Origin of the sequence: Streptomyces sp. L-9-10, from assembly GCF_004151105.1 — a bacterium.
Classification (GTDB): domain Bacteria; phylum Actinomycetota; class Actinomycetes; order Streptomycetales; family Streptomycetaceae; genus Streptomyces.
In genome coordinates this window covers 141,705-166,941 of record NZ_PHRF01000035.1, presented here as the reverse complement: position 1 = coordinate 166,941, position 25,237 = coordinate 141,705, and the positions used below count along the sequence as shown (strand labels likewise).

Below are 25,237 nucleotides of genomic sequence, written 5' to 3'. Positions count from 1 at the left end.
GCCTCACACCCGTGTGCTCAGAGTGCCGTCAGGATCCGCGGCCCGTCGTCGGTGATCGCGACGGTGTGTTCCGCGTGGGACGCGCGGCTGGAGTCCAGGGTGCGGATCGTCCAGCCGTCGTGGTCCGTGAAGTGCCGGTCGGTGCCGCTGCCTATCAGCATCGGCTCTATCGCCAGCACCATGCCGTGCCGCAGCGGCATGCCGCGCCCCGGGCGCCCCTCGTTGGGCACACCCGGGTCCTCGTGCATCGTCCGGCCCACCCCGTGGCCGCCGAAGCCGTCGGGGATGCCGTAGCCCGCGCCGCGGCAGACACGGCCGATCGCATGGGCGATGTCACCGATGCGATTGCCGACGACGGCCGCCGCGATACCGGCCTCCAGTGCCCTGTCGGCCGTTTCCATGAGCCGTACGTCGTCCGGGCGCGCGCGGCCGACCGTGAAACTGATCGCCGCGTCGCCGACCCAGCCGTCGAGCACCGCGCCGCAGTCGATGCTGACGAGATCGCCGTCGTGCAGCCGGTAGCCGTCGGGGATGCCGTGCACGATCGCGTCGTTGACGGACGCACAGATGACGGCGGGGAAGGGGGTGGGCGCCCAGTCGGGGTGATAGTCGAGGAAGGGCGAACCGGCCCCCGCCTCACGCAGGACGGCGCGGGCGGTCTCGTCGAGGGCGCGCAGAGTGCTGCCCACGGCCGCCGCGTCCCGTACCGCTGTCAGTGCCTGCGCGACAACCCGGCCCGCGGCGCGCATGGCGTCCAGGGACGCATCGGTCTTGATCTCCACCATTCCAATAACTATACCGGTCGTGAAGGGTTCGGGGCACCCTTGTGCGGCGGTATTAGAATGACGAGATGGTACGTAGTCCTCTCACCCCTCAAGAGCGCGAACGCGGCGAGCGGCTCGGCCGGCTGCTGCGTGAGGCGCGCGGCGCGCGCAGCATGGTGGAGATCGCCGCCGTCGCCGGGCTCTCCGCCGAGACCCTGCGCAAGATCGAGACCGGCCGGGCGCCGACGCCCGCCTTCTTCACCGTGGCGGCGCTGGCCGGGGCGCTGGGGCTGTCGATGGACGAGATCGCCGCGAGCTGCGTGCTGGTGCCGGTCTGATTCCGGTACGGTCCCGGTCCGGTCTCTTCCGCGATCGCGGGTGGTCGGGGCTGTCGAGGACGGCGGGGACCGCGTAGTCTCCCGCCCGTGACCACCCTCGACGCGCTCGGCCGCAGCCGCTATGTCAGCCTCACCACCTACCGCAAGGACGGTACGGCGGTCGCCACCCCCGTCTGGCACGCGGTGGCGGACGGCGAACTGGTCGTCTGGACCAGGTCCGACGCCTGGAAAGTGAAGCGGATCCGCAACAACGGCAAGGTCGTGGTGACGGCGTGTGATGTGCGCGGGCGGATCGCCCAGGGCGCGCCGAGCGCCGAGGGCACGGCGCGGCTGGTCGAGGAGGCGACGGCGCTGGACCGGATCCGCAAGCTGCTCTCCCGCAAGTACACCTGGCAGTTCTGGCTGGTCTCCTGGCCGGCCAGGGTCGTACGGCGCGGCAAGCAACCGCACACCGGGATCGTCGTCACCTTCTGACCCCGGCCGGCTCCGCGCCGCGGTGAGGTCACCGAACCGTCCCGGAAAACAGTCCGTAGCCGCCCTGTAACACGGCTGAGGTCGAATGCCAGCGGACCGGAGGGCTCCCTTCGGCGGAGCACGGCGGGGCAGGGACGGGGCCGGCGATGGCGGTGCATCAACTTCCAGCGGAAATCGGGGCGTTCGCGCGGTATTTAAGGGATCTGACGTCCCTCCTCGACCCGGAAGGCGGCTGGTACGGAGTCTTCCGCCACCGTGACCCCGAAGGTCTGCGCGCCTGCTTCGACGGCACCGAGGTGCCGCCCTGGGACGTGGTGGAATCGCTGCTCCAGGACTTCGCCGCCGGACGTGACGACCGGGTGGTGGCGGCCGAGACCGAGCGGGCCGGCCGGCTCCACGCCGCGTCCGCCGCCGCGCACGACCGGCGCCCCGGTGGTTCCGAGGCGTTGTCCGACCGGCTGCGGCTGATGGTGCGCGAGCAGGCGCACGCGGCGGGCCGGGCCGAGGAGCTGGTCCGGCTGCTCGGTACCACCCCGGAGCGTTCGCCCCGGGCCGAACAGCTCTCCCACGACCTCGCCTGGATCCGCGACGACCATGCCCGCGCCTCCGCTCGCTGCGTCGAACTCCGGTCCCGGCTGGCGTCGTTGGAGCCCCCGGCCCGCGCCGCCAGGCCCGCGCGACCGCCGGCCCCGGAAGGCTGGTTCCGCGCGGAGGAGCCCTCGGTCTTCGACCGGCCGGGCACCGAGCCGTCCGGCGGGATGCCGGACGAGCGAACAGACGTGAAAACAACTGACGCCGCGTCAGATGACACCGGGGAGAGGGAGTTTCGGCACTGGGCCGACCGGGGCCGGCCCGGCTCGGAACCGGCGCCCGAGGCTCCCGCCTCCGCCGCTCAACCCGCGTCCACCGCTCCCCAGGAGGCGCCGGAGCCTGAAGGGAAGCCCGAAGGGAAGAAGAAACGCGCGCCCGCGCCCCGGCGCAAGCCCCGTGGCGCCCGTTTCGCCGGGCTCGAAGTCGACGACCTCGACGAGCCGGTGGCCGCGCCCGCGCTGCCCGCACCACCGCCGTCCGCCCCCGCCTCCCCGCGCGGCGCCCGCTTCGGCGGCGTGCCCGCCGCGCCCGTCGCCCCGGCCGCGCCCCGGCACTCCGCCGAGGATCTGCGGGCCGCCGCCGAGACGGTCGCCACGCTCGTCCGGCTGCGCGCCGACGGCCGGACCGGCGAGGCCCATGTCGTCCTCTGCGAAGCCGCCGGAAGGCCCCCCGAGCAGTTCCCGCTGCTCGCCGCGGAACTGCACCGCGCCGGGCTCGGCGCCGACTGGGCCGAGCTGCTGTGGGAAGCGGCCTTCCTGCCGCCCGCGCGGCTCGCAGCGGCGGCCGGGGCGCTCGCCGCGGCGGGCAGGGACGGCGACTGCGGACAGCTGCTGCGCCAGGGCGTCTCCCGTCCCGCCGAGGAGATCAGCGACGCCGTACTCGCGCTCGGCGAAGCGGGCCGCGCGCACGAGGCGCGCGCGCTGCTCAGCGCCTTCGTCCAGGCCCGTACGCCCGAGGACGCGGTGCTCATCGCCGCGCCCGATCCGCGCCGGCTGGTTCCCCAGCTGATCGACGCCGCCCGCGCGGTCTCGGTGGCCCGTGAGCGCGATCTCGTACACGCTTTGCGGGTGGCCGGGATCGTCAGCACCTGACCGCCTCCGGAGGTGATCGGCGGCTGGTCCCGGAGGCGATCGGGACCATCCCCGGGCGCGATCGGAACCGCGCCCGGAGGCGATGGCTTTGATGCATCTTGCCCAATGTCGACCGCTCGGGTGTGAAACTTGATCGACTCTGCGGGTTAACGGCGATGGTCTTGCCCCAGTGTGAGACGGGGCTTACGTTCTCCTCCTACGCATCGAATCTACGTGCGTAGAGCTCATCGACGCACCCGCCGAAGGAGCAGCTCGTGGCCAGAGTCGTACGCGCCGCACTCGTCCAGGCGACCTGGACGGGCGATACCGAATCCATGATCGCCAAGCATGAGGAGCACGCCCGCGAGGCTGCCCTGCAAGGCGCGAAGGTCATCGGGTTCCAGGAAGTCTTCAACGCGCCCTATTTCTGCCAGGTGCAGGAGCCTGAGCACTACCGGTGGGCCGAACCCGTCCCCGACGGCCCGACCGTCACCAGGATGCGGGAGCTCGCCCGCGAGACCGGCATGGTGATCGTCGTCCCGGTCTTCGAAGTCGAGCAGTCCGGGTTCTACTACAACACCGCGGCGGTCATCGACGCCGACGGCTCGTACCTCGGCAAGTACCGCAAGCACCACATCCCGCAGGTCAAGGGGTTCTGGGAGAAGTACTACTTCAAGCCGGGAAACGCCGGCTGGCCCGTCTTCGACACGGCGGTCGGCAAGGTCGGTGTCTATATCTGCTACGACCGTCACTTCCCCGAGGGCTGGCGCCAGCTGGGGCTGAACGGCGCGCAGCTGGTCTACAACCCCTCCGCCACCTCCCGCGGTCTCTCCAGCTACCTCTGGCAGCTGGAGCAGCCGGCCGCCGCCGTCGCCAACGAGTACTTCGTCGCCGCGATCAACCGCGTCGGCCAGGAGGAGTACGGCGACAACGACTTCTACGGGACGAGCTACTTCGTCGACCCGCGCGGCCAGTTCGTCGGTGAGCCCGCGAGCGACAAGGCGGAGGAACTGGTCGTACGGGACCTGGACTTCGGCCTGATCGACGAGGTGCGGCAGCAGTGGGCGTTCTACCGGGACCGCCGCCCCGACGCGTACGAGGGGCTGGTGCGGCCGTGACACGTCCACTCGCGAACGATCTGTACGGCCGCCACCGCGCCGTACTCCCCGACTGGCTCGCGCTCTACTACGACGAGCCCATCGAGATCACCCATGGCGAGGGCCGCCATGTCTGGGACGCGGCGGGCAACCGCTATCTCGACTTCTTCGGCGGCATCCTCACCACCATGACCGCCCACGCGCTCCCCGAGGTCACCAAGGCGGTGAGCGAGCAGGCGGGGCGGATCATCCACTCCTCCACGCTCTATCTCAACCGTCCGATGGTCGAACTCGCCGAACGGATCGCCGCCCTGTCCGGGATCCCGGACGCCCGGGTCTTCTTCACCACCTCGGGCACCGAGGCCAATGACACGGCGCTGATGCTGGCGACCGCCTACCGCGGCTCCCACCAGATCCTGGCGATGCGCAACAGCTACCACGGCCGGTCCTTCTCCACCGTCTCCATCACCGGCAACCGCGGCTGGTCGCCGACCGGCCTCTCGCCGCTCCAGACGCTGTACGTGCACGGCGGCGTCCGCAACCGCGGGCCGTACGCCGGGCTCACCGACGAGCGGTTCATCGAGGCGTGCGTCGCCGATCTGGAGGATCTGCTCGGCCACACCCGCACGCCCGCCGCTCTGATCGCCGAACCGGTGCAGGGCGTCGGCGGGTTCACCGCCCCGCCGGACGGGCTGTACGCCGCGTTCCGCGAAGTCCTCGGCCGGCACGGCATTCTGTGGATCAGCGACGAGGTGCAGACCGGCTGGGGCCGTACCGGCGAGCACTTCTGGGGCTGGCAGGCGCACGGCGAGAACGGCCCGCCGGACATCCTCACCTTCGCCAAGGGCATCGGCAACGGCATGTCCATCGGCGGTGTCGTCGCCCGCGCCGACATCATGAACTGCCTTGACGCCAACTCGATCTCGACCTTCGGCGGCAGCCCCGTCACCATGGCGGCCGGTCTCGCCAACCTCTCGTATCTGCTGGAGCACGACCTCCAGGGCAACGCCCGCCGTGTCGGCGGACTGCTCATCGAGCGGCTGCGGGCCATCGGGGCCGGGATCGACTCCGTACGCGAGGTACGCGGGCGGGGGCTGATGATCGGCATCGAGCTGATCAAGCCCAGCACCGGCCAGGCGGCCCCCGAGACGGCGTCGGCCGTGCTCGAAGCGGCCCGCGAGGGCGGTCTGCTGATCGGCAAGGGCGGTGGCCACAACACCAGCGTGCTGCGGATCGCCCCACCGCTCTCGCTGACCGTCGCCGAGGCGGAAGAGGGCGCCGCGATTCTCGAACAGGCCCTGCGCGGGGCGTAGTCGGGCCCCTCGGGGACGCGCAGCCGCAGCCTCCGACGGACCCGGGCCCGGACCCGGGTCCGTGGCCGCCCGCCCCCGCGGACCGGGCCGGACCGGCCGTCGGGCCCTCGCGGACCCGACCGCACCAAGCCGACCGTACGAAAGGGAGCGCCACCAGCATGAGCAGCAGTACCCGCACCCTGATCCGCGGCGGACTCGTCATCACCGCCGCCGACGAGATCCACGCCGATGTCCTGATAGAGGAAGGCCGGATCGTCGCCCTCGCCGCGCACGGGTCCGACGCGGCCGAGGGCTGGACCGCCGGCCGGACGATCGACGCCACCGGCAAGTACGTCATCCCGGGCGGGGTCGACGCCCATACGCACATGGAGATGCCGTTCGGCGGCACCTTCGCCGCCGACACCTTCGAGACCGGTACCCGAGCGGCGGCCTGGGGCGGCACGACCACCATCGTGGACTTCGCCATCCAGTCGCCAGGACAGGCGCTGCGCGCCGGACTCGACGCCTGGTACGCCAAGGCCGACGGCAACTGCGCCATCGACTACGCGTTCCACATGATCATGGCCGATGTCAACGAGAGCTCCCTGAAGGAGATGGACCTCCTGGTCCAGGAGGGCGTCACCTCCTTCAAGCTCTTCATGGCCTATCCCGGCGTCTTCTACAGCGACGACGGCCAGATCCTGCGGGCCATGCAGCGCGCCGCGCACAACGGCGGGCTGATCATGATGCACGCCGAGAACGGCATCGCGATCGACGTCCTCGTCGAACAGGCCCTGGCCGCGGGACACACCGACCCGCGCTACCACGGCGAGGTACGGAAGGTCCTGCTGGAGGCCGAGGCCACCCACCGGGCGATCCAGCTCGCGCGGGTCGCCGAGGCGCCGTTGTACGTCGTGCACGTCTCGGCGGAGGAGGCCGTCGCCGAACTCGCCGCCGCCCGCGACAAGGGGCTGCCCGTCTTCGGCGAGACCTGTCCGCAGTACCTCTTCCTCTCCACCGACAACCTCGCGGAGCCGGACTTCGAGGGCTCCAAGTACGTCTGTTCCACGCCGCTCCGGCCCAAGGAGCACCAGGCCGCGCTCTGGCGCGGACTGCGTACCAACGATCTCCAGGTGGTCTCCACCGACCACTGCCCGTTCTGTTTCGCGGGCCAGAAGGAGATGGGCCGCGGCGACTTCTCGAAGATCCCCAACGGGCTGCCCGGGGTGGAGAACCGGATGGATCTGCTCCATCAGGCCGTCGTCGAGGGGAAGCTGACCCGCCGCCGCTGGATCGAGATCGCCTGCGCCTCCCCGGCCAGGATGTTCGGCCTCTATCCGCGCAAGGGCACCATCGCGCCGGGCGCCGACGCCGATGTCGTCATCTACGACCCGCACACCGAGCAGACCGTCTCCGCCGAGACCCATCACATGGCCGTGGACTACTCCGCGTACGAGGGCAAGCGGATCACCGGACAGGTCGAGACGGTCCTCTCGCGCGGTGAACTCGTCATCGACAAGCGGCAGTTCACCGGCCGTGCGGGACACGGGCAGTACACCCCCCGCTCCCTCTGCCAGTACCTCACCTGAGACCTAGGAGTGACCAGGCCATGGACTTCGGACTCGTCCTCCAGACCGACCCGCCCGCGTCGGCGGTCGTCGGCCTCATGCGGCGCGCGGAACGCAACGGCTTCACGTACGGCTGGACCTTCGACTCGGCCGTGCTCTGGCAGGAGCCGTTCGTCATCTACAGCCGCATCCTGGAGCACACCACCACACTGACCGTCGGCCCGATGGTGACCAACCCGGGCACCAGGACCTGGGAGGTGACCGCCTCCACGTTCGCCACGCTCAACGAGATGTACGGCAACCGCACCGTGTGCGGTATCGGGCGCGGCGACTCCGCGATGCGGGTCGTGGGCCGTCAACCCAACACACTGGCCCGGCTCGGCGAGGCCATCGACGTCATCCGCGATCTGGGGGAGGGGCGCGAGGCCGTGGTCGACGGCCGCCCGCTGCGGCTGCCCTGGGTGCGCGACGGGAAGCTGCCGGTGTGGATGGCGGCGTACGGGCCCAAGGCGCTGGCCATGGCCGGGGAGAAGGCGGACGGCTTCATCCTCCAGCTCGCCGACCCGTTCCTCACCGAGTGGATGGTCAAGGCGGTCCGTACGGCGGCGTCCGACGCCGGACGCGATCCGGACTCCGTCACGATCTGTGTCGCCGCGCCCGCGTATGTGAGCGACGACATCGCGCACGCGCGCGAGCAGTGCCGGTGGTTCGGCGGAATGGTCGGCAACCACGTGGCCGATCTGGTGAGCCGGTACGGAGAGCACTCCGGGCTGGTGCCCGACGCGCTGACCGACTACATCAAGCGGCGCGAAGGGTACGACTACAGCCACCACGGCCGGGCCGGGAACCCGTCCACGGACTTCGTGCCGGACGAGATCGTGGACCGGTTCTGTCTGCTGGGACCGGCCGAGGCGCATATCGAGAAGCTGAGGGCGCTGCGCGACCTGGGCGTCGACCAGTTCGCCGTCTACGACATGCATGACGCGAAGGAAGCGACGATCGACGCGTACGGCGCCGAGATCATCCCCGCGCTCCGGGACTGACCCGCGCGACCGCGCTCTTCCGGTCCACCACCGCCCGCACGGCCTCGTTCGACGTCCCCGACACCCACTCTCGAACGAAGGGTCCCACCGCCATGACCGCGACCGCACAGCCCGCAGGACCGGACCCCGGCTCCGGCCCCGCCGACTCCGGATCCGGCTCCGGAGAACCGATAGCCACCGCGCGGACCGATCCCCAGGGCCGCGTCGAACTCCCGCCCGGAGTGGTCCCCGACGACAGCCGCTTCGCCAACGCGGACCTGCTGCCCGTACCGGTGGCCCGCCGCCGCTGGACGACGTACAACTTCGCCGCCCTCTGGGTCGGGATGGCGCACAACATCCCGTCCTGGCTGCTCGCCTCCGGGCTGGTCACGCTCGGCATGGACTGGAAACAGGCGGTCCTCACGATCGCGCTGGCCAATGTGATCGTGTTGTTCCCGATGCTGCTGACCGGGCACGCGGGGCCGAAGTACGGCATCCCCTTCCCGGTCCTCGCGCGCGCCTCGTTCGGGCTGCGCGGCGCGAATCTGCCCGCGCTGATCAGGGCGGGTGTCGCCTGCGCGTGGTTCGGGATCCAGACCTGGATCGGTGGCCAGGGCATCTTCGTCCTGCTCGGCAAGATCTTCGGCGGCTGGGCGGAGGCGTCGGAGGTCGGCGGCCAGCCATGGACCCTGTGGCTCTGCTTCGTCCTCTTCTGGGCGCTCGAACTCGCCATCATCTACCGGGGGATGGACACCCTGCGGCGCTTCGAGAACTGGGCGGCGCCCTTCGTGATCGTCGGCGCGCTGGTGCTGCTGGTCTGGATCACCGTCAAGGCGGGCGGCCTCGGACCGCTGCTCGACCAGCCGTCCGAGCTGGGCTGGGGCGCCGACTTCTGGCCGGTCTTCTTCCCGTCCCTGATGGGGATGATCGCCTTCTGGGCCACGCTGTCCCTGAACATCCCCGACTTCACCCGCTTCGGCGCGGGCCAGCGCGCCCAGATCTGGGGCCAGTCGCTCGGCCTGCCCACGACCATGACCCTCTTCGCGCTGCTCTCGGTCTTCGTCACCTCCGGCTCACAGGCGGTGTACGGGGCGGCCGTCTGGGACCCGGTCGAACTGGCCGCGAAGACCGACAACGTCTTCGGCCTGCTCTTCGCGCTGGTGACCGTGCTGATCGCGACGATCTCCGTGAACATCGCCGCCAACGTCGTCTCGCCCGCCTACGATCTCGCCAATCTCGCGCCGAAGCTCATCAACTTCCGTACGGGCGCGCTGATCACGGGTGTGGTCGGGGTCGTCATCATGCCGTGGAAGCTCACCGCCACCCCCGAGCTGTACATCTTCACCTGGCTCGGTCTGGTGGGCGGTCTGCTCGGTACGGTCGCGGGCATCCTGATCGCGGACTACTGGATCATCCGCCGCACCGTCCTCGACCTGGCCGACCTGTACCGCCCGGGAGGCCGCTACTGGTACCGCAACGGCTGGAACCCACGGGCGGTCCTCGCGTTCGCCGCCGGCGGCGTACTGGCCGTGGGCGGCTCCCACTCGGCCCCGGGGAAGGGCCCGTTCCCCGAGGACGGACTGATCCCCTTCCTCAAGCCGCTCGCGGACTACGGGTGGGCGGTGGGTCTGGTGGTGTCGCTGGCGTTGTACGTGGCGCTGACGCTGCCGCGCTCGGCGGCGCGGGCGGGGGTCTGAAGACCCCGTCTAGGCCGTGGTCAGGGTGCGGTCGAGGAGGGGGAGCAGACGGTCCCAATGGCGCCGCAGCGCGGCGGCGTTGAAGGCGTCGGTGTCGGACATGGTGTAGCCGTGGACGGTGCCGGGGTAGATCTCGGTGGTGTAGCTGACTCCCGCGGCGTCCAGGGCCTGGTTGAGCTCGCTGATCGTCTCGGGCGACATGTCGTTCTCGGCGAGGCCGAGGTGGACCTGGGCGGTGAGCTCGGAGACGAGGCGGTGCGGGCTGTCGGGCGCGTCGGTGACCAGGAAGCCGGGGTGGAATCCGGCGACGGCGGCCACCTGGTCCGGGTGGGCCGCCGCGGTGCGCATCGCCAAGGCGGCGCCTACGCAGTAGCCGATCACGGCGGCCGGTCCGGCGCCGGCCTCGGGCTGGGCGGCGAGGAACCGTAGGTAGGCGTCGGCGTCGCGCAGGACCCGTTCGCTGGTGTGCGCCTCGATCAAGGGCATCAGCCGGGCGATGAGCGCGGGCCGGATCTCTTCCCCGATGTGCCCGGGGAGTTCGATCACCGGTGCCGGGCCGTGCCGGTAGTAGAGGTTGGGGACGAGCACGTAGTAGCCGTGTCCGGCCAGTTCGCGGGCTCGCTCCTCCAGCTCGGGCCGCACGCCGAAGGCGTCCGTGTACAGCAGCACCCCGGGGTACCGCCCGCCACCGCCGGGGAAGGCGGCGAAAGCGTCGGCCTGGCCGTCCGCGGTGGGAATCCGCAGTGTCCTGGTGGGCATGAGTGCTCCTGTCGTGGTCGATGTGCCGAGCCCGTGACATCGCCACGCTTCCCGGCCGGGCTCGGCACCGGAGAGCTGTACGAGGAGAAGCGGTGCCCTCTACGGCACGCGGGCCGTCCATTCCGGGGTGGAGAACTTCGTCGCGGCCAGCTCCCGGGCGCGCGCCATCTCCTCATCGGTGACCTTGCCCGTGGTCAGTCCGTACCGGCCGCGGAAGGAGTCGATCATCCGCTCGATGACGGTCTCGCGCGGCAGTCCGGTCTGCCGGCGCAGCGGATCGACGCGCTTCTTCGCGCTTCGGGTGCCCTTGTCGGAGAGCTTCTCGCGGCCGATGCGGAGCACATCGAGCATCTTGTCGGCGTCGATGTCGTACGCCATGGTCACGTGGTGCAGCACCGCCCCCGTACCGCTCACGATCCGCTTCTGCGCGGCGCCCGCGATCTTGCCGGCGTCGGTGGCGATGTCGTTGAGGGGCTGGTACCAGGCGGTGATGCCCATGTCGCCGAGCGCGCCGAGCACCCAGTCGTCCAGATACGCGTAACTGTCCGCGAAGTTAAGGCCCTTGACGAGGGAGTCGGGGACGGACAGCGAGTACGTGATGGTGTTGCCCGGTTCGATGAACATCGCGCCGCCGCCGGAGATGCGGCGGACCACGGTGATGCCGTGACGTTCCGCGCCCTCGGGGTCGACCTCGTTGCGCAGTGACTGGAAGCTGCCGATCACCACGGCGGGCGCCGCCCACTCCCAGACCCGCAGGGTGGGCGGGCGCAGTCCGGCGGCGACCTCGGTGGTGATGACCTCGTCGAGTGCCATATGGAGGGCGGGGGACTCCGGGGCCGAGTGGATCAGCTGCCAGTCGTAGTCCGTCCAGTCGGTGGCACGCGCCAGCGCGCGGCGTACGGCGATGGCGACGCCCTCGGCGCTGAGCCCGTACATCACGGTGCCGGGCGGCAGCGCCGCCTCGATACGGGCGGCGAGCCCGGCGGCGTCGGTGTCGGCCGGTGCGCCCGCCAGTGCCCGGTCGATCGACTCGATCGCGTCGTCGGGCTCCAGGAAGAAGTCCCCGGCGACCCGGACATGGCGCAGCAGTCCGTCCTCCGTGTCGAGATCGACCACGACGAGCTTGCCGCCGGGGACCTTGTACTCACCGTGCACGGTCATGCCTCCCGATCCGGCCGCCGGCCCGTCCATGGACCGGGGCTGTTACCGCTCAGCGCAACGCTCGTGCCGGGGCGGTTCATTCCGCCGCGCCCGGCGTACGCGCCGCGGGGTCCGGCGTACGCGCGCCGTCCTCGGCGGGAGAGCCGTCGGCCGCGAGGGACCGGAGGAAACCGTCGACCATCGACGTCTGTACGGTCACGGAGAACCGTTCGGGGTCGAAGAGGGCCTGGACGACGAGACCGTGCGCGAACGCGACGGCGGTGGCCGCGAGTTGGTCCGTATCCGCGCTCCCGGGCAGTTCGCCCAGGCGCCGGGCGGCCGCCAGGTGCGGGCGGATCGCGGAACGCGTACGTGCGTAGCGGCCGGCCTGGTCCGCGCCCAGTTCCCCGTCGGCGAGCGCGAGGTCCCAGGAGCTGACCCAGACGCGGTTGCGGGCGGTGTCGTCGGGGGTCAGCGGAAGGATGTCCAGCAGCGTCGCGCGCAGGGCCGCCAGTCCCTCGGCGGGGCGGTCGCGCCGGGGGCGGTCCGCGGTCCGCCGCTCCAGGACGTCCAGGGCGTGGACGACCAGCGCGCGCTTGGTCGGGAAGTAGTGCATGAGCATCCCGGTCGAGACGCCCATCGTGGCGGCGACGGCGCGCAGGGTCAGTCCGCCGAACCCCTTGTCGGCGAGTGTCCGCCACACCGCCTCCGATACGTCCTCGCGGCGGGCGTCACGGTCTCCTCGTGCTGGCGGCATGCTGCTACCTTACATACCGAACGCTCGTTACGTACGTCTCCATGTATCTCACAGGTCCACGTATCTCACAGGAAAGAGATCCCCGTGTTCGCGCTCGCCCTGGGTGACGACGCCCGGCTCCGCCCCCTCGAACCCTGGCAGGCGCCGGAGTTCCTGGCCCATATCGACCGTGCCAGACCCACCGTGGACCCCTGGATCCCCTGGGCGACACTCAGCACCGACCTGCCCTCGGCCACGGCCGTCCTCCAGCGCTACGCCGACAACCAGGCCAAGGACACGGCACGGATCTTCGGCATCTGGCTGGACGGCACCCTGGTCGGCGGCGTCATGTTCCGCACGTTCGACGCCGCCTCCGGAGTGTGCGAGCTCGGCTGCTGGCTGGAGGCCGCCGCCGAGGGGCGCGGCCTGGTCACCAGGGCGTCCCGCGTGTGTATCGACTGGGCGTTCCGGGAGCGCGGGATGAGCCGGGTCGAATGGTGGGCCGCGGCGGGCAACACCCGCAGCATCCAGACCGCGCGCCGGCTCGGGATGACCCGTGACGGAGTGCTGCGGCAGAGCTATCCGTACCGCGGTGTCCGCCACGACAACGAGGTCTGGTCGATCCTCGCGGACGAGTGGCCCGTGCCCACGGACCGCAGCTGACCGAGCGGCCGGGCGACTCCGGCGCGCGGTCGGCGATCGACCCCTCAACTCGCCTCCGTACATCGACCCCTCAACTCGCCTCCGTACACTGGCGGGCATGGCATGCCGTATCAGTGAGCTGGTCATCGACGTCGCCGACCCCGACCGGCTCGCCGCGTTCTGGAGCGAGGTCCTCGGCTACGTCGAACTCGGCCGGGAGGACGACGGAAGCATCGAGATCGGGCCGCCCGGCGCCGGCTTCGGCGGTCCGCTGCCCACCCTCGTCCTCAGCCCCAGCAGCGCGCCGCGGACCGGGAAGCTCCCCCTGCACATCGACGTCAGCGCCACCGACCGCGACCAGGACGCCGAGTTGGAGCGGCTGCTCGCTCTCGGCGCCAGGCCCGTCGACGTCGGTCAGACCGGCACCGAGAGCTGGCACGTCCTGGCCGACCCGGAAGGCAACGAATTCTGCCTCCTGCGGGCCCGGATCAAGCCCGTCTGACCACGTACGGCCGCGTGCGGGCCGCCGACGCCCCACCGTGGCCGTGCCCCGGACCGGTGGCCGTGCGCCGGCAGCTCTCACGCGGCCAGGAGGTCCACCAGCCTGTCGCGGACACCCTCCCTGCCACCCGCCGGGGCCGGCACCAGCTCCTCCCGGTGCCGCGGGTCCCGGGAAAGGACGTGCAGCCGCCCCTCGTTACGGGCCAGGATCAGGTCGGTGCTGGTGCCCGCCGTCTCGGCCGATCCCCGCACGCTGTACTGGGTGACGGTGACCAGCGCGGAACGCTCCGACCCGCTGAGCACGGCATCGGCGTCCATCGACGGATCGGCATCCGCCGACGGGCCCCGGGGCAGCCAGTCGGTGAGCGTACGGAGCGCCTCGTCGAGCTTGTACAGGCCGATCTGGTGGACGCCGAGCGCGTCGATGCGGACCATCAGACAGATCCGCTCGGGCTGGGGGAGCAGCAGGATCCGCCACGGCTCGCCCGGACTCGTTCCGGTCGTACGGGCGTCGAGCACCTTCCTGGCCCGTTGCTGGAACGCCACGGCGATACCGAGGTCTCCCCGTACCTGGACCTCCTCGGACGAGGAGCCCGCCAGGAGCAGTTGGCGTGCGGCCAGCGAGCGGACGGCCTCGGCGAGTTCCTCGTCCGACGGCCGGGCCTCCAGGAAGTCCACGATCGCGTCCACGGCGGTGAGTTCGGCGATGGTGTACGCACCGAGCAGCACCGGCCCGGTGTTCACCAGATTCACCACGGCCGAGACCAGCCCCTGGGGAACGGACGCCTCGCCCGGCTCCGGCGATGACGCCGGAGAAGTGCCGCGTTGATCGTCGCTCATGACAAACCTCCTGCCTGCCGGCCGCCCGCGGGTGGCGCCTCGTGACTCTCACGGAGAACCGCGGCGGCGGTACGGGACGGGGTCTGCGTCACCCATACGTCGGAGTTGCCGAACAGGCCCCGGCCGGCCCTGCCGGACAGCGCCTGGCCCAGCTCGCCGGCCAGATCCGGCCGGTCCGGTGGCGGGAAACGGGCCGCGAGTTCCTGGGACACGGCCGTGACGTCGTCGTTCGCCTCGATCCGGCGCAGCGCCTGGGTCAGAGACCGCGCGATCGGCGGTGTCAGGGACGTGGGCATCGCCAGAACCGGCGCGAGGTACAGCGGGCGCCGCTCGGTCATCCGCGACAGACCCCAGGGCCCGACGTTGCTGTTGGTGAACCTGTACACCACGTAGTCCATCAGATGCCGCACGTCGCTCGGGCGAGGCAGCTTGGACCCGCCGAACGCGGCCGGGGTCTTCTCCAGTTGCACCCAGGTGCCCTGTGCCGTGCGGCCGTGCAGTTTCTCCCGTACGACCTGTCCGCGCATCCCGATGTCGGGGTAGAGCGTCTTGTCGATGTCGCGGTGGTGGCTGGACAGCCGCGGATGACTGCCCTTGGCGAACCGCCAGCGCTCGTACAGCCGCGGATCGTCCACCAGCACATGGCCGCCGCGCAGCACGTCCCGCAACTGCGGTACCTGTAGCCCGTGCCGTTCCAGATCGTCGAGGATCACCGCTTCCTCCGGGCTGAGCCGTCCGGCGGCCTTGACCAGGCCTTTCCGGTACGACCCGGCCCGCGCGGTGATCTCTATCATGAGCCGCACCCTGGCGCGCACCTCGTCGGCCCGCTCGGCGCCGGCGGTATCGGAAGCCGCCTCGCCGGGCTGCTCGGCGCGGGGCGCGAACGCCCGCGTGTGCTTGCGCTTCATCTGGCCAGTACAGCACGACGGGCAGGCACGCGCAGGGGCTGGCGCCGGGGCCGGCGCCGCCCGCCGGGAGCCGGGGCGCGGAGGCGCGCGGCGCTCAGCCGTGACCGGTGGCGAGCGCCGTCGCGAGCCGCCGGGCCTCCTCCACCGCGTGAGGGATGTCCCCGACGGGGAAGAGCACGTGCCGCACGGTCCGCCGCGGATCGAGGACGAGGACGCTGCGTTTGAGCCGTACCTGTCCTGCGCCGCGGAAGGTGGGCAGGCGCAGAGCGGCGGCCAGGCGCAGGTGGGTGTCCGACAGCAGGGGGTACGGCACCGACTCGGCGCGGGCGAACGCCGCCTGTTCGTGGGGCAGTTGGGTGCTGACGCCATGGACGGCGGCGCCCGCGTCGCGGAAGGCGGGCCAGGAGTCGCGGAACAGCCGGTTCTCCAGGGTGCAGCCGGCCGCGCCGGGAAGCGGCTCCTCCCACTGGACTCCGGTGGCGGGATAGGTGAACAGGACGGTGGCGGCGGCATCAGGGGCGACGGCGTCGCGCAGGACCCCGTCGCTGCCGGGCAGTTCGAGATCCATGGGCAGCGTGCTGCCGGTCAGCGCGTGCATGCGGGCGTGTTCCGCGCCGTCCTCCGCCGCGGTGGCGGTCACGCTCCCGTCGCCCAGCACCCAGCGGTCGCCCCAGTCCTGCATGGCCACCAGCAGCGGCAGCAGGCCGGCGCCCGCCTCCGTGAGCAGGTACTCGTAACGCACCGGTCGGCGCTGGTAGAGGCTGCGGTGCAGCACGCCGGCGGCGACGAGTCGTCCCAGCCGCTCGGTGAGGACCTTGCGGGACAGGCCCAGTTCGGCGGCGAGGGCGTCGAAGCGGACATGGCCCCGGGCGATCTCGCGCAGGATCAGGACGTTCCACCGGTCACCCACGATCGTGGCGGCCTGGGCGATACCGCAGGCCGCGTCGGCGTTGTGCGTTCTCATGCCTCCATAGTAAGTTCCCTTTCGGAACTCACTTTGTTTCACCCGGGAACTTTCTAGGGGAGCAGAGAGCTTTCCACGGGATCACATCCGAGGATCTGAGGAGCCGCACCATGACCGCCATCACCCGCGTCCTCGGCCGCGAGATCATCGACAGCCGGGGCAACCCCACCGTCGAGGTGGACGTCGAACTGTCCGACGGCTCGACCGGCCGCGCCGCCGTACCGTCCGGGGCGTCGACCGGCGCGCGCGAGGCGGTGGAGCTGCGCGACGAGGACCCGGGCCGGTTCCACGGCAAGGGCGTCCGCCGTGCCGTCGACGCCGTCAACGAGACCATCGCGGACGCCGTGACGGGTCTCGACGCCGAGAACCAGGCCGCGGTCGACGCGGCGCTGATCGAGCTGGACGGCACTCCCAACAAGGCGCGGCTCGGTGCGAACGCCGCCCTGGGCGTCTCGCTCGCCGTGGCCAAGGCCGCCGCGGCCTCTCACCGGCTGCCGCTGTACCGGTACGTCGGCGGGGTCGACGCGCGGCTGCTGCCCGTACCGATGATGAACATCATCAACGGCGGCGCGCACGCCGACAACCCGCTGGACTTCCAGGAGTTCATGATCGCCCCGATCGGCGCGGCGACCTTCGCCGAGGCCGTACGCATGGGCTCAGAGGTCTTCCACACCCTGCGCCGGGACCTCATCGCCGCCGGTCACAGCACCGGCGTCGGCGACGAGGGGGGCTTCGCGCCCGCCCTGCGCACGGCCGACGAGGCACTGGACTTCACCGTACGGGCCGTCGAGCGCACCGGCTACAAGCCCGGCGAGGACATCACCATCGTCATGGACCCCGCCACGTCGGAGTTCTTCCGGGACGGGGTCTACGACTACGCGGGCGAGGGCCGTCGCCGTACGCCCGAGGAGCACGTCGACCACCTCGCCGGACTCGTCGCCCGTTACCCGGTGGCCTCGATCGAGGACCCGATGGCCGAGGACGATCTCGACGGCTGGCGGCTGCTCATGGCCCGGCTCGGGGACCGGTGCCAGCTCACCGGCGACGACGTGTTCTGCACGAACGAGACGCTGTTGCGCGAGGGCATCCGCAACGGCGTGGCCAACTCGGTCCTGGTGAAGGTCAACCAGATCGGTACCCTCACCGAGACCCTGGCCACCGTCGGCACCGCCCACCGGGCGGGCTACACGGTGGTGATGTCGCACCGCTCGGGGGAGACCGAGGACACCACGATCGCCGACCTCGCCGTGGCCACCGGCTGCGGGCAGATCAAGACCGGGTCGATGTCCCGCTCCGACCGGACCGCCAAGTACAACCAGCTCATCCGCATCGAGGAGGAACTGGGCACCCAGGCCCGGTACGCGGGCAGGGACGCCCTCGGACCGCGCCGCCGGGCCGCCGCGGACGCCGACACCGACACCGGCGCCTCCGTCGGCGCCTCCGTCGGCGCCTACGTCGGCGGAGGTCAGGGAGCTTCCTGAGGGAAGCTTCCTGAGCGCGGTGGGGACCGGTCCAGGCCGACCGGTCCCCACACGGGTTTCACCCGCGTTCACCCGCGCTCATCCGCGTTCACCCGGTTTTACCCGGTTTCACCCGGTGAACGGCACCCAAGGAGCCTCTGGATCGGGCCAGTTCGGCGGACCCCACATCAGAGCGCCGTTCACCAGTCCGGGCTTGGCGCCTGTGACGAGGGAAGGTGCCGCGAGCGCGTCCTCCATCTCCTCCAGGTAGGTGGTCAGCGACTCGAACTCGGGCCAGCGCTCCGCGTATCTGCTCCAGTGGCAGAGCTGTCCGGTCTCCGTGTCCAGATAGAGGCCATAGGTGTGGTCGCCGACACCGAACGAGCAGACCGGAATCCAGGAAGGCTTCCATATCGTGAACTCGTCGTTGCCGCCCTGCTGTTGGGAGAACATCTGCTGCTGATGGAAGGCGATCACCGAGTCGGGGGTCATGAGGGCCTGGTTCTCCAGCAGGAACCCCGCCCCGACGACACGGTGGACGCCCGCGCGCAGCCGCCACAGCGCTTTCAGCCCCGCCGGGACCTGGACGCCGAGCGCCGCCTCCGCTGCGGCGATCTCGTCCTCGGACGCGCCGGCCCTGAGCGACGCGTACGAAGCGGGGGCATGTTCCCGCAGCCATGACTCGATCCCCTGCCACGCACGGGCCACTTGGCGTGCCCCCAGCTCTTCCAGGCGGGGGTCGGGCGCATGTTCGTGGCCATCCTCGCCATCCTCGCCGTCCTCGTCGGACTCGCCGACGAGCGATCGCGTCCCCTCGACGCTCCTGATCTGCACCTGTCCCGCCGCCAGCAGGGGAGGGCCGTAGGCGTAGCGCACGTTCAGTTCCGGGCAGTCCTCGAAGGTTTCGCCGTCGATCTGAGCGGTGTAGAGGGACGGGCCCTCCAGGGGAGTGCCCAGCAGCGGGTTCTCCTCAAGCTGAATGCACAGCACCTTCAGGGCGTATCCCACGCCGTGCCCCAGACCTTTGCAGCGCTCCTGTACGTCCGCCGGTATGTCAACAGCCAAAACAGTCTGCCCCTCGTCAGTCGCCGGATACCCAAGGCTCTCAGACTCGGCGGCGCACACGGCCGGTTCGCCCGGAAGCCGAAGCGGACGACGATCGTCACCTCTTCGGCCGAGCGTCGTTGGACGTATTGCCTCCGTCTTTGTCCGCGGTCGGGGCATCTGTTCCAGGTGCCGGATCACCGTCCGTGGGAGTCGACGGGTGCGACGAATCGTTGAACCGCTGGGGGAGTAACACATGCTCGTACCGAAGGGCGTCAAGGCCGTGATCATGGCGAGCGCCGGCGCGGCGATCGTCTCCACGCCTCTGTACTGGCTGCTCGGCGGCCCGGACAGCGGCCAGTTGGCAGCCGCTTCCGTTCAGGGCGCCACGGGCGTCGTCGCTCTGGCATGGAGTCTGCTCGCCCCGCCTGCCGTTCCCGGGCCCGCTCCTGAGCCTGCGTCCCCTGCCGAGCCCGCTCCCGCTCCCGCTCCCGAGCTTCGTGCGACGGATGCCGCCGATGCCGATGCCGATGCCGTTGCGGTCGCTGATGTCGCGACCGATACCGGACAGTCGAGGGCACGTGCCGGGGGCAAGGCGATCAGCGGCGTGCTGCGCGAGAGCCGTGCCGACGGCAGGTCGGCCAGGGTCGAGCGGTCCGGGGACGCGATCGCGGAAGGCCCCGGCCTCGCGTGCTCGGGTGTCTACTGCCGCTGACCGGCCGACGACTGACGAGGGGCCCGCAAGGAAGCTTGGATGGCGGTGCGGAAGAACCAGCCCGGCGACACGGACCCGGAACCGGAGGGCACTCGACCGCCGAACGGAGCATCGAGCCAGCAGGCCAGGATCACGGGTGACGCGCACGCGGGACCGCACGCCATCGCCATCTCCGGCAACGTGCACTACACCGAGGGCCCCAGCGAGGAGCTGATACTGACGCTGCTGCATGCCCTCGACTCGTTGAAACCCGAGGGGCAGCGGCTCGATGACCGGCGGGGACCGGGCGAACGGGACGTGTCGGATGTGTCGGACGTCCAGGCCGAGCCGGACGTCCAGGCCGAGCCGGACGTCCAGGCCGAGCCGGCCCGGCGCCCGGAGCGGGAGAGCCCGGCTGACGCACCGTCGAAGCCGGCCGACCAGTTACGGAAGACCGTTCCGTCACCGCCCACCGGTGTTCCCATGGGCGAGCACGACGAGGCGCCGCCGCCCCACCCCGTGGCACCCGACGGCAACGCACGGGAGCGGCGCCGCCTGCGGGGACTCCTGAGCGCAAGCCGGGTCACACGCCCGGCCGCGATCCTGCTCGCGGTCCTGCTCGCCGTGGCGATCGTGGTGGCGATCGCCTTCGTCGTCGGGACACGCTTCTCTTCCGGGTCGGACGATCGGGGGGCCGCCGCGCAGCCGACCGAGCACGCCGGCGGGCCGAGCGCGTCGCAGTCCCACTCCGCCTCCGCGGCCCCCACGCAAACGCCTTCGCGGACGCCGCCCCGTGCTCCGGACGACCCGGGCGGGACGACCGCCACTCCCGCGCCGAGGCCATCTCCGTCACCGACGGCGTCGTCGGGGAACCCCGCACCCGGGCCGCCGCCGCCCCCTCCCCGGCCACAGCGGCCGCCGGGGGAAACCGCCTCCAAGCCCACGACGCCCGACCACGTACCGGGCAAGATCTTCATCGTCCGGGGACACGGCAACGAGATGAACGTCAACCTGACCGGTTTCGCGCCGGACGAGGACGTCACGATCTACGCGTACACCGACACGGACGCCACCGACGGTCCGTACGACCAGAGAACCCACACCATCGACGCCGACGGCACCCGTGAGTTCGGCGCCTTCCCGATGGAGGCTTCCGGCGACTACTGGGTGGTCGCGCTGGGTGTCACATCGAATGTCATCCCCTGGACGGGGCGCTGAGCGCTCCGCACACCATGGACGGAAGCTCACCGTGCCTCGCCGCGTCCCTCCGCCCGGGGTGTCCGGTCAGCCCTGCTCGGACCCGTACTCGCGCGTCCCCCACGGGGAGCCGTACGCGGTCAGCAGGTCCAGGAACGGGCGCGGCGGGAGCGCCTCGGGGCCGAGGACGCCGGTCCCGGCCCAGACCCCGCCCGCCATGAGTTCGAGCGCGACGACCGGATTGACCGCGGTCTGCCACACCACGGCCTGGGAACCGTACGTCCGCATCGACCACTGGTTGTCGACCACGTGGTACAGGTACACCTCGCGCGGCCGGCCGCCCTTGACACCCTTCACCCAGGTGCCCGCGCAGGTCTTCCCCGTCATCCGCTCGCCGAGCGTGGCCGGGTCCGGCAGACAGGCGGCGACCACGTCACGCGGGGAGACCCGCACCGTGGCGCCGTCCGCGCCGCGCACCGTGACCGGCTCGGTCGCGTCCAGTCCCAGCGCGTGCAGGGTCTTCAGCTTGTCGATGAAGTCGTCACCCAGCCCGTACTTGAAGGTGACCCGCCCGGCGTCCACCCAGCGCGGCACCAGCAGCACCTCCTCATGTTCGACGTTGACGCACTCGACCGGGCCGATGCCCTCGGGGAAGTCGAAGACCTCCGGCTCGCTGAACGGCTCGGTGGTGAACCAGCCCCGCTCGCGCTCGTACACCACCGGCGGGTTCAGACATTCCTCGATGGTCGTCCAGATGCTGAACGACGGGGCGAAGTCGTATCCCTCGACGGTCAGATCCGCCCCGTCGCGGATGCCGATCTCCTCGATCTCGTCGAACAGTTCGTCGGCCGCGAACCGGGCGAAGACGTCGGACAGCCCCGGTTCCACCCCCATGCCGACCAGCGCCAGCCGGCCCGACCTCTCCCACGCGTCGGCCCGCGCGAACTGCTCCTCGCCCAGCTTGACGCCGCACCGCGCGTACGGCTGCGCGGCATCCGGCCGGGACAGCGACATCGCCATGTCCATGTAGTGACTGCCCGCCGCGAGAGCGGCCTCGAACAGCGGCATCACGAACCGCGGATCGGTGGCGTTCAGCAGCACGTCGCACCGCTCCTCGGCGAGGAGGGCGGTGACCGCGGCCTGGTCGGAGGCGTCGATCCGGCGCGCGGTGAACCGGCCCCCGTCGTCGTCCAGCGCGGCCACGGCCGCCTCGGCGCGCGCGAGGTCGTAGTCGGCGACCACGAAGTGGCCGAAGAAGTCCCGGCGGGCCGCGATCCGGGTGATCGCGGTACCGACGCCACCGGCGCCGACAAGCAGAACACGCATGACGAACCCCTCTCTGTTCTCGGTGGGGTACGCGTGGGTCCGCGCCCCATGGGAGGGGATGAAAGCCGGGCGTACGAGTTAAGGTCAATGGTGTTGGCATAAGAGCCACGGGCGGCCGCGGGCGACCGCCAGGCGGGGCCAGGGCCGTCCATCCCGGCAGGGGAGGCACACACCATGCCCAAACAGGTGGTACCGGAAGAGGCGCGCAGGAGGCGGCGCCCCACCCGGCAGGGAACCGTCCTGTCCGAACGGCTGATCGTCGAGACCGCCCTGCGGATGCTGCGCGAACACGGCAGCGCCGGGCTCTCCGTCCGCCGCCTGGGCATCGCCCTCTGCGCCGATCCCAGCACCCTCTACCGGTACTTCGACGGCATGGACGGCCTCACCCTCGCCATCGGCGAGGAACTGATCGGCCGAGCCCTCGACGGCTGGACCGCCACCGGGGACTGGCGCAACGACCTGCGCGAACTCGGCCGGCGCATCCACGGCGCCTACCTCGCCCACCCGCAGGCCGCCGTGCTCACCGCCAGCCGCGTCACCGGCCGGCCGCGCGAGATCGCCGCCGACGAGGCCGTCCTCGGCATCCTGCGCACCGCCGGCTTCCCCGATCCCGACGCGGTCCTGATCTTCCACGCCTTCATCGACCAGAGCCTGGCCTTCGCGGCCCTCGACGCCGCCGCCCTGGCCCTGACCGACACCTCCCGCACCTCCGACGAACGGCAATGGGAGTCCACCTACGCCCGGCTGCCGGCCGAGAAGTACCCGCACATCGCCGCGACCGCCCAGCTGCTCGCCGCCCGGATGAACCACAGCGCGTACCCGGCCGCCCTGGACATGCTGCTCGCCAGCGCGGACACCCGGCTCCAGGCGCTGCGCGCCCACTGACCGCGCCGGGTGCCCCCGGCAGGGGTGACCCCCGGGTGACCCCCGGCCCGCGATCACCCCTGCCGGGGGTTCTTGTCCGTCTTCTCCTTCTTGCCCCGGGGAACGGAAACGGGGTTGAAGGCGGGGGCATCGGAGGTGTCCAGCGCGCCGGTCATGGCGATCCGCCAGATCGGGCCGGGGAGACAACCGCCGCGGACCTTGTCGTAGTACCGGCCGTCGAGTGTTGGCCGTCCGGTTCGGCTCGACGGCACCTTTTTCATGGTACCGCCGTATCATCAATATGGTACGGTCGTATTACGAACAATGGATCTCACGGAGGTGCCCATGCCCGAGAGCACGACCCGAGCGCGCCGCGACATAGGCCACTACGTCAACGACGAGCTGCGCGACCGCTACTTCGCCGCCTGCGACGTGCTCTACGCGAAGGGCGCACCGATCCGCTCCGAGACCGACGTGGAGACGAGCTTCGGGACCACCCACGTGTACCGGTACGGCCCCTCGGACCCGGCAGCCGGGTCACGCACGCCGGTCGTCCTGATACACGGGTCAGGCGGCTGCTCCGCACAGTGGTATCCCAACACGGTCGCGCTCAGCGCTGACCGCCCCGTCTATGCCCTCGACACCCCCGGTGATCCCGGCCGCAGCATCCAGCGCGAGCCGATGTGGCAGCCCGAGCGGGCCGCCCAGTGGATGGACGAGGCCCTCGGCGCCCTCGGCCTCGACAAGGTCCACCTCGTCGGCTCCTCCTACGGCGGCTGGCTCGTCATCAACCAGTCCACCGCCGGCCCGAACGGCTCGCATCTGTCACCGCCCTCGACCCGGGCGGGCTGGAGAAGGTGGGGCTGCGCTTCTTCGTCTGGATCTTCGCCAGCCTCCTCGCGACGTTCGCCCCCAAGGCGCTGCGCCCGGCCCTGGCGAAGTGGCTGGAGCAACCAGTCGTCTCCGACCGGGACCTGCGTGCCTGGATCCATGCCGGCGTGAAGGCGTTCCGGATCCGCCGGCCCTCGCCGCTGCCGCTGTCCGACGCCGAGCTGGGCTCCATCCGGACGCCGTTCTACCTGATCATGGGCAAGCGCAGCCTGCTGGTGCACCCCGAGCGTCAGCTGGAACGCGTTCCTCGGGTGATTCCCGGCGCCCGCGCCGAGATTGTCGCCGCGACCGGACACGGACCGCAGATCGACCACCCCGACCTCGTCAACGCCCGGATGCTGAGCTTCCTGAAGGACACCGACTCCCTCCACCCGGGGGCGACCCCGGACATCACCGCCGCCTAGGCAGTTTCGTTTGGACCAGGATGGGGGCGAGTGACCGGCAGGCGCTTTCGGGTGGCACTCTGGGGCGATGCGGTCATGGTCCCCGTCCATCGAGAACGACCTGCGGCATCTGCTCAATGAGTGGGATCCGATCGGCGTCGCCGACGACGTGCAGGACGAGTACGACTGCATGCTCGCCCCCTTGCTTCAGCGACTCCGCAGCGGTGCCAACCGGACGGAGATCGGTGAGTTCCCGCGACACGAGCTGGAGGATCACTTCGGACTCGATCCTCTCGGCCTGCGCCCCGGAGCGATGGCCTCCCGAGTGATCACCTGGTGGACCGCTGCCGGCGAGGCCGATGGCACCGGCAGCGCGTAGCCGCTCCCGAAAGAGCTGGTGCCCGTTCTCGGACTCATGGTCGTGACCCTGATCCTCACCCCCCCTCTACGCGGGCGAGGAATTCGGCTGGACCGCTATCTCAGGCCACGCATTCTCGGCGGCCGCACGGTGCCGTCCGTCATCGCCACGGGCCTCATCTGGGCAGCGTGGCACTTTCCACTGGCCTTCATCGGTTACGTCGAATTATGGTCCTCTTCCTGATCCTCGGTGAAACGCCGATCCTCGGTGAAATGATGGACGAGACGGAAGGCCTGGGCGCGGTCACCCCCATGCTGCTGTCCCTCGTCCCCATGGCCGCCGTCTGCCTGTGGATCGTCGGAGGCCGAAGGCTGACACACGAGCGCCGGACCCCGGCCCCGGTACTCGAACGGCACGGCGGTGGATCGGACTGAGGCCAACTGCGGACGCGCACCACCGACGGTCGCCGCCGCCAGGCTCGCCGCGCCCGGGGCCAGTATCCCGGGGAAGACCGTCCGCGTCTTACGGCCACCGGTCTCAGTGGGTTCAAATAGCACCTATGACCGGAGGCATTCCACGTGCGGGCGCACGAAGTCGAGAGCTGCGGCGGATCGCGG

At 71.0% G+C, this 25,237-nt stretch carries 28 protein-coding genes; 18 read left to right on the top strand and 10 right to left on the bottom strand.

What is annotated here, in order from left to right; genetic code table 11:
- Positions 1–17 precede the first annotated feature (17 nt).
- Positions 18–785 (bottom strand): type I methionyl aminopeptidase, encoded by a 768-nt coding sequence (map, locus tag CU044_RS10035; RefSeq protein WP_129768138.1) that lies wholly within the window; start codon positions 783–785, stop codon positions 18–20.
- Between the two features lie 65 nt (positions 786–850).
- Between map and CU044_RS10030 the strand changes: the two genes are divergently transcribed.
- From CU044_RS10030 to CU044_RS09995, 8 genes are all read left to right on the top strand, one after another.
- The gene (locus CU044_RS10030) at positions 851–1,102 is read left to right on the top strand and encodes a helix-turn-helix transcriptional regulator (protein WP_129768137.1); all 252 of its coding nucleotides are present in this window, start codon (positions 851–853) and stop codon (positions 1,100–1,102) included.
- A gap of 87 nt (positions 1,103–1,189) precedes the next feature.
- Positions 1,190–1,576 (top strand): PPOX class F420-dependent oxidoreductase, encoded by a 387-nt coding sequence (locus CU044_RS10025; RefSeq protein ID WP_129768136.1) that lies wholly within the window; start codon positions 1,190–1,192, stop codon positions 1,574–1,576.
- Between the two features lie 146 nt (positions 1,577–1,722).
- A complete protein-coding gene (locus CU044_RS10020; RefSeq protein ID WP_129768135.1) occupies positions 1,723–3,258 on the top strand; it encodes a hypothetical protein in 1,536 nt (511 codons plus the stop codon).
- A 254-nt stretch (positions 3,259–3,512) separates the two neighbouring features.
- Entirely contained in the window at positions 3,513–4,355 is an 843-nt protein-coding gene (locus CU044_RS10015) for a nitrilase-related carbon-nitrogen hydrolase (protein ID WP_129768134.1), read from the top strand.
- Complete coding sequence (locus CU044_RS10010) at positions 4,352–5,647, top strand: aspartate aminotransferase family protein (RefSeq protein ID WP_129768133.1); 1,296 nt, start codon at positions 4,352–4,354, stop codon at positions 5,645–5,647. Before CU044_RS10015 ends, CU044_RS10010 begins: the two co-directional genes overlap by 4 nt.
- Before the next feature lie 158 nt (positions 5,648–5,805).
- Positions 5,806–7,215 carry a dihydropyrimidinase gene (gene hydA / locus CU044_RS10005; RefSeq protein ID WP_129768132.1) on the top strand — a complete coding sequence of 470 codons (1,410 nt, stop codon included), beginning with the start codon at positions 5,806–5,808 and terminating at the stop codon, positions 7,213–7,215.
- A 20-nt stretch (positions 7,216–7,235) separates the two neighbouring features.
- The gene (locus CU044_RS10000; protein WP_129768131.1) at positions 7,236–8,237 is read left to right on the top strand and encodes a TIGR03842 family LLM class F420-dependent oxidoreductase; all 1,002 of its coding nucleotides are present in this window, start codon (positions 7,236–7,238) and stop codon (positions 8,235–8,237) included.
- A gap of 92 nt (positions 8,238–8,329) precedes the next feature.
- Positions 8,330–9,913 carry an NCS1 family nucleobase:cation symporter-1 gene (locus CU044_RS09995; RefSeq protein WP_240045464.1) on the top strand — a complete coding sequence of 528 codons (1,584 nt, stop codon included), beginning with the start codon at positions 8,330–8,332 and terminating at the stop codon, positions 9,911–9,913.
- Between the two features lie 9 nt (positions 9,914–9,922).
- Here the strand turns inward: CU044_RS09995 and CU044_RS09990 are convergent, their stop codons facing one another.
- From CU044_RS09990 to CU044_RS09980, 3 genes are all read right to left on the bottom strand, one after another.
- Positions 9,923–10,672, bottom strand: coding sequence for a dienelactone hydrolase family protein (locus CU044_RS09990; protein ID WP_129768130.1), 750 nt, complete (start codon positions 10,670–10,672; stop codon positions 9,923–9,925).
- Positions 10,673–10,771: 99 nt separating this feature from the next.
- Entirely contained in the window at positions 10,772–11,827 is a 1,056-nt protein-coding gene (locus CU044_RS09985; protein WP_165371840.1) for a lipoate--protein ligase family protein, read from the bottom strand.
- Positions 11,828–11,909: 82 nt separating this feature from the next.
- A complete protein-coding gene (locus CU044_RS09980) occupies positions 11,910–12,569 on the bottom strand; it encodes a TetR/AcrR family transcriptional regulator (RefSeq protein ID WP_129768128.1) in 660 nt (219 codons plus the stop codon).
- Positions 12,570–12,653: 84 nt separating this feature from the next.
- Here CU044_RS09980 and CU044_RS09975 point away from each other — a divergent pair, with 84 nt between their 5' ends.
- Positions 12,654–13,211 carry a GNAT family protein gene (locus tag CU044_RS09975; RefSeq protein ID WP_129768127.1) on the top strand — a complete coding sequence of 186 codons (558 nt, stop codon included), beginning with the start codon at positions 12,654–12,656 and terminating at the stop codon, positions 13,209–13,211.
- Between the two features lie 97 nt (positions 13,212–13,308).
- Positions 13,309–13,692: a VOC family protein gene (locus CU044_RS09970; protein ID WP_129768126.1), complete on the top strand. Its 384-nt coding sequence runs from the start codon at positions 13,309–13,311 to the stop codon at positions 13,690–13,692.
- Between the two features lie 77 nt (positions 13,693–13,769).
- Here CU044_RS09970 and CU044_RS09965 read toward each other — a convergent pair whose 3' ends face one another.
- From CU044_RS09965 to CU044_RS09955, 3 genes are all read right to left on the bottom strand, one after another.
- Positions 13,770–14,531, bottom strand: coding sequence for a hypothetical protein (locus CU044_RS09965; protein WP_129768125.1), 762 nt, complete (start codon positions 14,529–14,531; stop codon positions 13,770–13,772).
- Complete coding sequence (locus tag CU044_RS09960) at positions 14,528–15,439, bottom strand: hypothetical protein (protein WP_129768124.1); 912 nt, start codon at positions 15,437–15,439, stop codon at positions 14,528–14,530. The genes CU044_RS09965 and CU044_RS09960 overlap by 4 nt, the downstream gene beginning before the upstream one ends.
- A 94-nt stretch (positions 15,440–15,533) precedes the next feature.
- Entirely contained in the window at positions 15,534–16,403 is an 870-nt protein-coding gene (locus CU044_RS09955; RefSeq protein ID WP_129768123.1) for a winged helix-turn-helix transcriptional regulator, read from the bottom strand.
- A 110-nt stretch (positions 16,404–16,513) separates the two neighbouring features.
- Between CU044_RS09955 and eno the strand changes: the two genes are divergently transcribed.
- Positions 16,514–17,884 carry a phosphopyruvate hydratase gene (gene eno, locus CU044_RS09950; protein WP_129768122.1) on the top strand — a complete coding sequence of 457 codons (1,371 nt, stop codon included), beginning with the start codon at positions 16,514–16,516 and terminating at the stop codon, positions 17,882–17,884.
- 108 nt (positions 17,885–17,992) lie between these two features.
- Here the strand turns inward: eno and CU044_RS09945 are convergent, their stop codons facing one another.
- Positions 17,993–18,928, bottom strand: a complete 936-nt coding sequence (locus CU044_RS09945; protein ID WP_240045463.1) for an SMI1/KNR4 family protein — start codon at positions 18,926–18,928, stop codon at positions 17,993–17,995.
- Between the two features lie 235 nt (positions 18,929–19,163).
- Here CU044_RS09945 and CU044_RS09940 point away from each other — a divergent pair, with 235 nt between their 5' ends.
- Positions 19,164–19,622, top strand: coding sequence for a hypothetical protein (locus tag CU044_RS09940; protein WP_240045462.1), 459 nt, complete (start codon positions 19,164–19,166; stop codon positions 19,620–19,622).
- A gap of 39 nt (positions 19,623–19,661) precedes the next feature.
- Positions 19,662–20,819: a hypothetical protein gene (locus CU044_RS09935; RefSeq protein ID WP_129768120.1), complete on the top strand. Its 1,158-nt coding sequence runs from the start codon at positions 19,662–19,664 to the stop codon at positions 20,817–20,819.
- A 66-nt stretch (positions 20,820–20,885) separates the two neighbouring features.
- Here CU044_RS09935 and CU044_RS09930 read toward each other — a convergent pair whose 3' ends face one another.
- A complete protein-coding gene (locus CU044_RS09930; protein WP_129768119.1) occupies positions 20,886–22,124 on the bottom strand; it encodes a saccharopine dehydrogenase C-terminal domain-containing protein in 1,239 nt (412 codons plus the stop codon).
- A 174-nt stretch (positions 22,125–22,298) separates the two neighbouring features.
- On the opposite strand from CU044_RS09930, the gene CU044_RS09925 reads away from it, so the two are divergent.
- The gene (locus CU044_RS09925; RefSeq protein ID WP_129768118.1) at positions 22,299–23,009 is read left to right on the top strand and encodes a TetR/AcrR family transcriptional regulator; all 711 of its coding nucleotides are present in this window, start codon (positions 22,299–22,301) and stop codon (positions 23,007–23,009) included.
- A 53-nt stretch (positions 23,010–23,062) separates the two neighbouring features.
- On the opposite strand, the gene CU044_RS09920 is transcribed toward CU044_RS09925, so the two are convergent.
- A complete protein-coding gene (locus CU044_RS09920; RefSeq protein ID WP_129768117.1) occupies positions 23,063–23,260 on the bottom strand; it encodes a hypothetical protein in 198 nt (65 codons plus the stop codon).
- A gap of 73 nt (positions 23,261–23,333) precedes the next feature.
- Between CU044_RS09920 and CU044_RS09915 the strand changes: the two genes are divergently transcribed.
- From CU044_RS09915 to CU044_RS38445, 4 genes are all read left to right on the top strand, one after another.
- Complete coding sequence (locus CU044_RS09915; protein ID WP_240045461.1) at positions 23,334–23,990, top strand: alpha/beta fold hydrolase; 657 nt, start codon at positions 23,334–23,336, stop codon at positions 23,988–23,990.
- Positions 23,987–24,283: an alpha/beta hydrolase gene (locus tag CU044_RS39455; RefSeq protein ID WP_240045460.1), complete on the top strand. Its 297-nt coding sequence runs from the start codon at positions 23,987–23,989 to the stop codon at positions 24,281–24,283. The genes CU044_RS09915 and CU044_RS39455 overlap by 4 nt, the downstream gene beginning before the upstream one ends.
- Before the next feature lie 67 nt (positions 24,284–24,350).
- Positions 24,351–24,641 carry a hypothetical protein gene (locus tag CU044_RS09910; RefSeq protein ID WP_129768116.1) on the top strand — a complete coding sequence of 97 codons (291 nt, stop codon included), beginning with the start codon at positions 24,351–24,353 and terminating at the stop codon, positions 24,639–24,641.
- 206 nt (positions 24,642–24,847) lie between these two features.
- Positions 24,848–25,054 (top strand): hypothetical protein, encoded by a 207-nt coding sequence (locus tag CU044_RS38445; RefSeq protein ID WP_165371837.1) that lies wholly within the window; start codon positions 24,848–24,850, stop codon positions 25,052–25,054.
- Positions 25,055–25,237 lie beyond the last annotated feature (183 nt).

Bases quoted from the DNA above. Each gene is read 5' to 3' on its own strand.
- CU044_RS09955 (WP_129768123.1), bottom strand. From the start codon at position 16,403: ATGAGAACGCACAACGCCGACGCGGCCTGCGGTATCGCCCAGGCCGCC.
- CU044_RS09915 (WP_240045461.1), top strand. From the start codon at position 23,334: ATGCCCGAGAGCACGACCCGAGCGCGCCGCGACATAGGCCACTACGTC.
- map (WP_129768138.1), bottom strand. From the start codon at position 785: ATGGTGGAGATCAAGACCGATGCGTCCCTGGACGCCATGCGCGCCGCG.
- CU044_RS10020 (WP_129768135.1), top strand. From the start codon at position 1,723: ATGGCGGTGCATCAACTTCCAGCGGAAATCGGGGCGTTCGCGCGGTAT.
- CU044_RS09910 (WP_129768116.1), top strand. From the start codon at position 24,351: ATGCGGTCATGGTCCCCGTCCATCGAGAACGACCTGCGGCATCTGCTC.
- eno (WP_129768122.1), top strand. From the start codon at position 16,514: ATGACCGCCATCACCCGCGTCCTCGGCCGCGAGATCATCGACAGCCGG.
- CU044_RS09960 (WP_129768124.1), bottom strand. From the start codon at position 15,439: ATGAAGCGCAAGCACACGCGGGCGTTCGCGCCCCGCGCCGAGCAGCCC.
- CU044_RS10000 (WP_129768131.1), top strand. From the start codon at position 7,236: ATGGACTTCGGACTCGTCCTCCAGACCGACCCGCCCGCGTCGGCGGTC.
- CU044_RS09935 (WP_129768120.1), top strand. From the start codon at position 19,662: ATGGCGGTGCGGAAGAACCAGCCCGGCGACACGGACCCGGAACCGGAG.
- CU044_RS09965 (WP_129768125.1), bottom strand. From the start codon at position 14,531: ATGAGCGACGATCAACGCGGCACTTCTCCGGCGTCATCGCCGGAGCCG.
- hydA (WP_129768132.1), top strand. From the start codon at position 5,806: ATGAGCAGCAGTACCCGCACCCTGATCCGCGGCGGACTCGTCATCACC.
- CU044_RS09990 (WP_129768130.1), bottom strand. From the start codon at position 10,672: ATGCCCACCAGGACACTGCGGATTCCCACCGCGGACGGCCAGGCCGAC.
- CU044_RS09940 (WP_240045462.1), top strand. From the start codon at position 19,164: ATGCTCGTACCGAAGGGCGTCAAGGCCGTGATCATGGCGAGCGCCGGC.
- CU044_RS09970 (WP_129768126.1), top strand. From the start codon at position 13,309: ATGGCATGCCGTATCAGTGAGCTGGTCATCGACGTCGCCGACCCCGAC.
- CU044_RS09930 (WP_129768119.1), bottom strand. From the start codon at position 22,124: ATGCGTGTTCTGCTTGTCGGCGCCGGTGGCGTCGGTACCGCGATCACC.
- CU044_RS09925 (WP_129768118.1), top strand. From the start codon at position 22,299: ATGCCCAAACAGGTGGTACCGGAAGAGGCGCGCAGGAGGCGGCGCCCC.
- CU044_RS38445 (WP_165371837.1), top strand. From the start codon at position 24,848: ATGGTCCTCTTCCTGATCCTCGGTGAAACGCCGATCCTCGGTGAAATG.
- CU044_RS09980 (WP_129768128.1), bottom strand. From the start codon at position 12,569: ATGCCGCCAGCACGAGGAGACCGTGACGCCCGCCGCGAGGACGTATCG.
- CU044_RS10030 (WP_129768137.1), top strand. From the start codon at position 851: ATGGTACGTAGTCCTCTCACCCCTCAAGAGCGCGAACGCGGCGAGCGG.
- CU044_RS09995 (WP_240045464.1), top strand. From the start codon at position 8,330: ATGACCGCGACCGCACAGCCCGCAGGACCGGACCCCGGCTCCGGCCCC.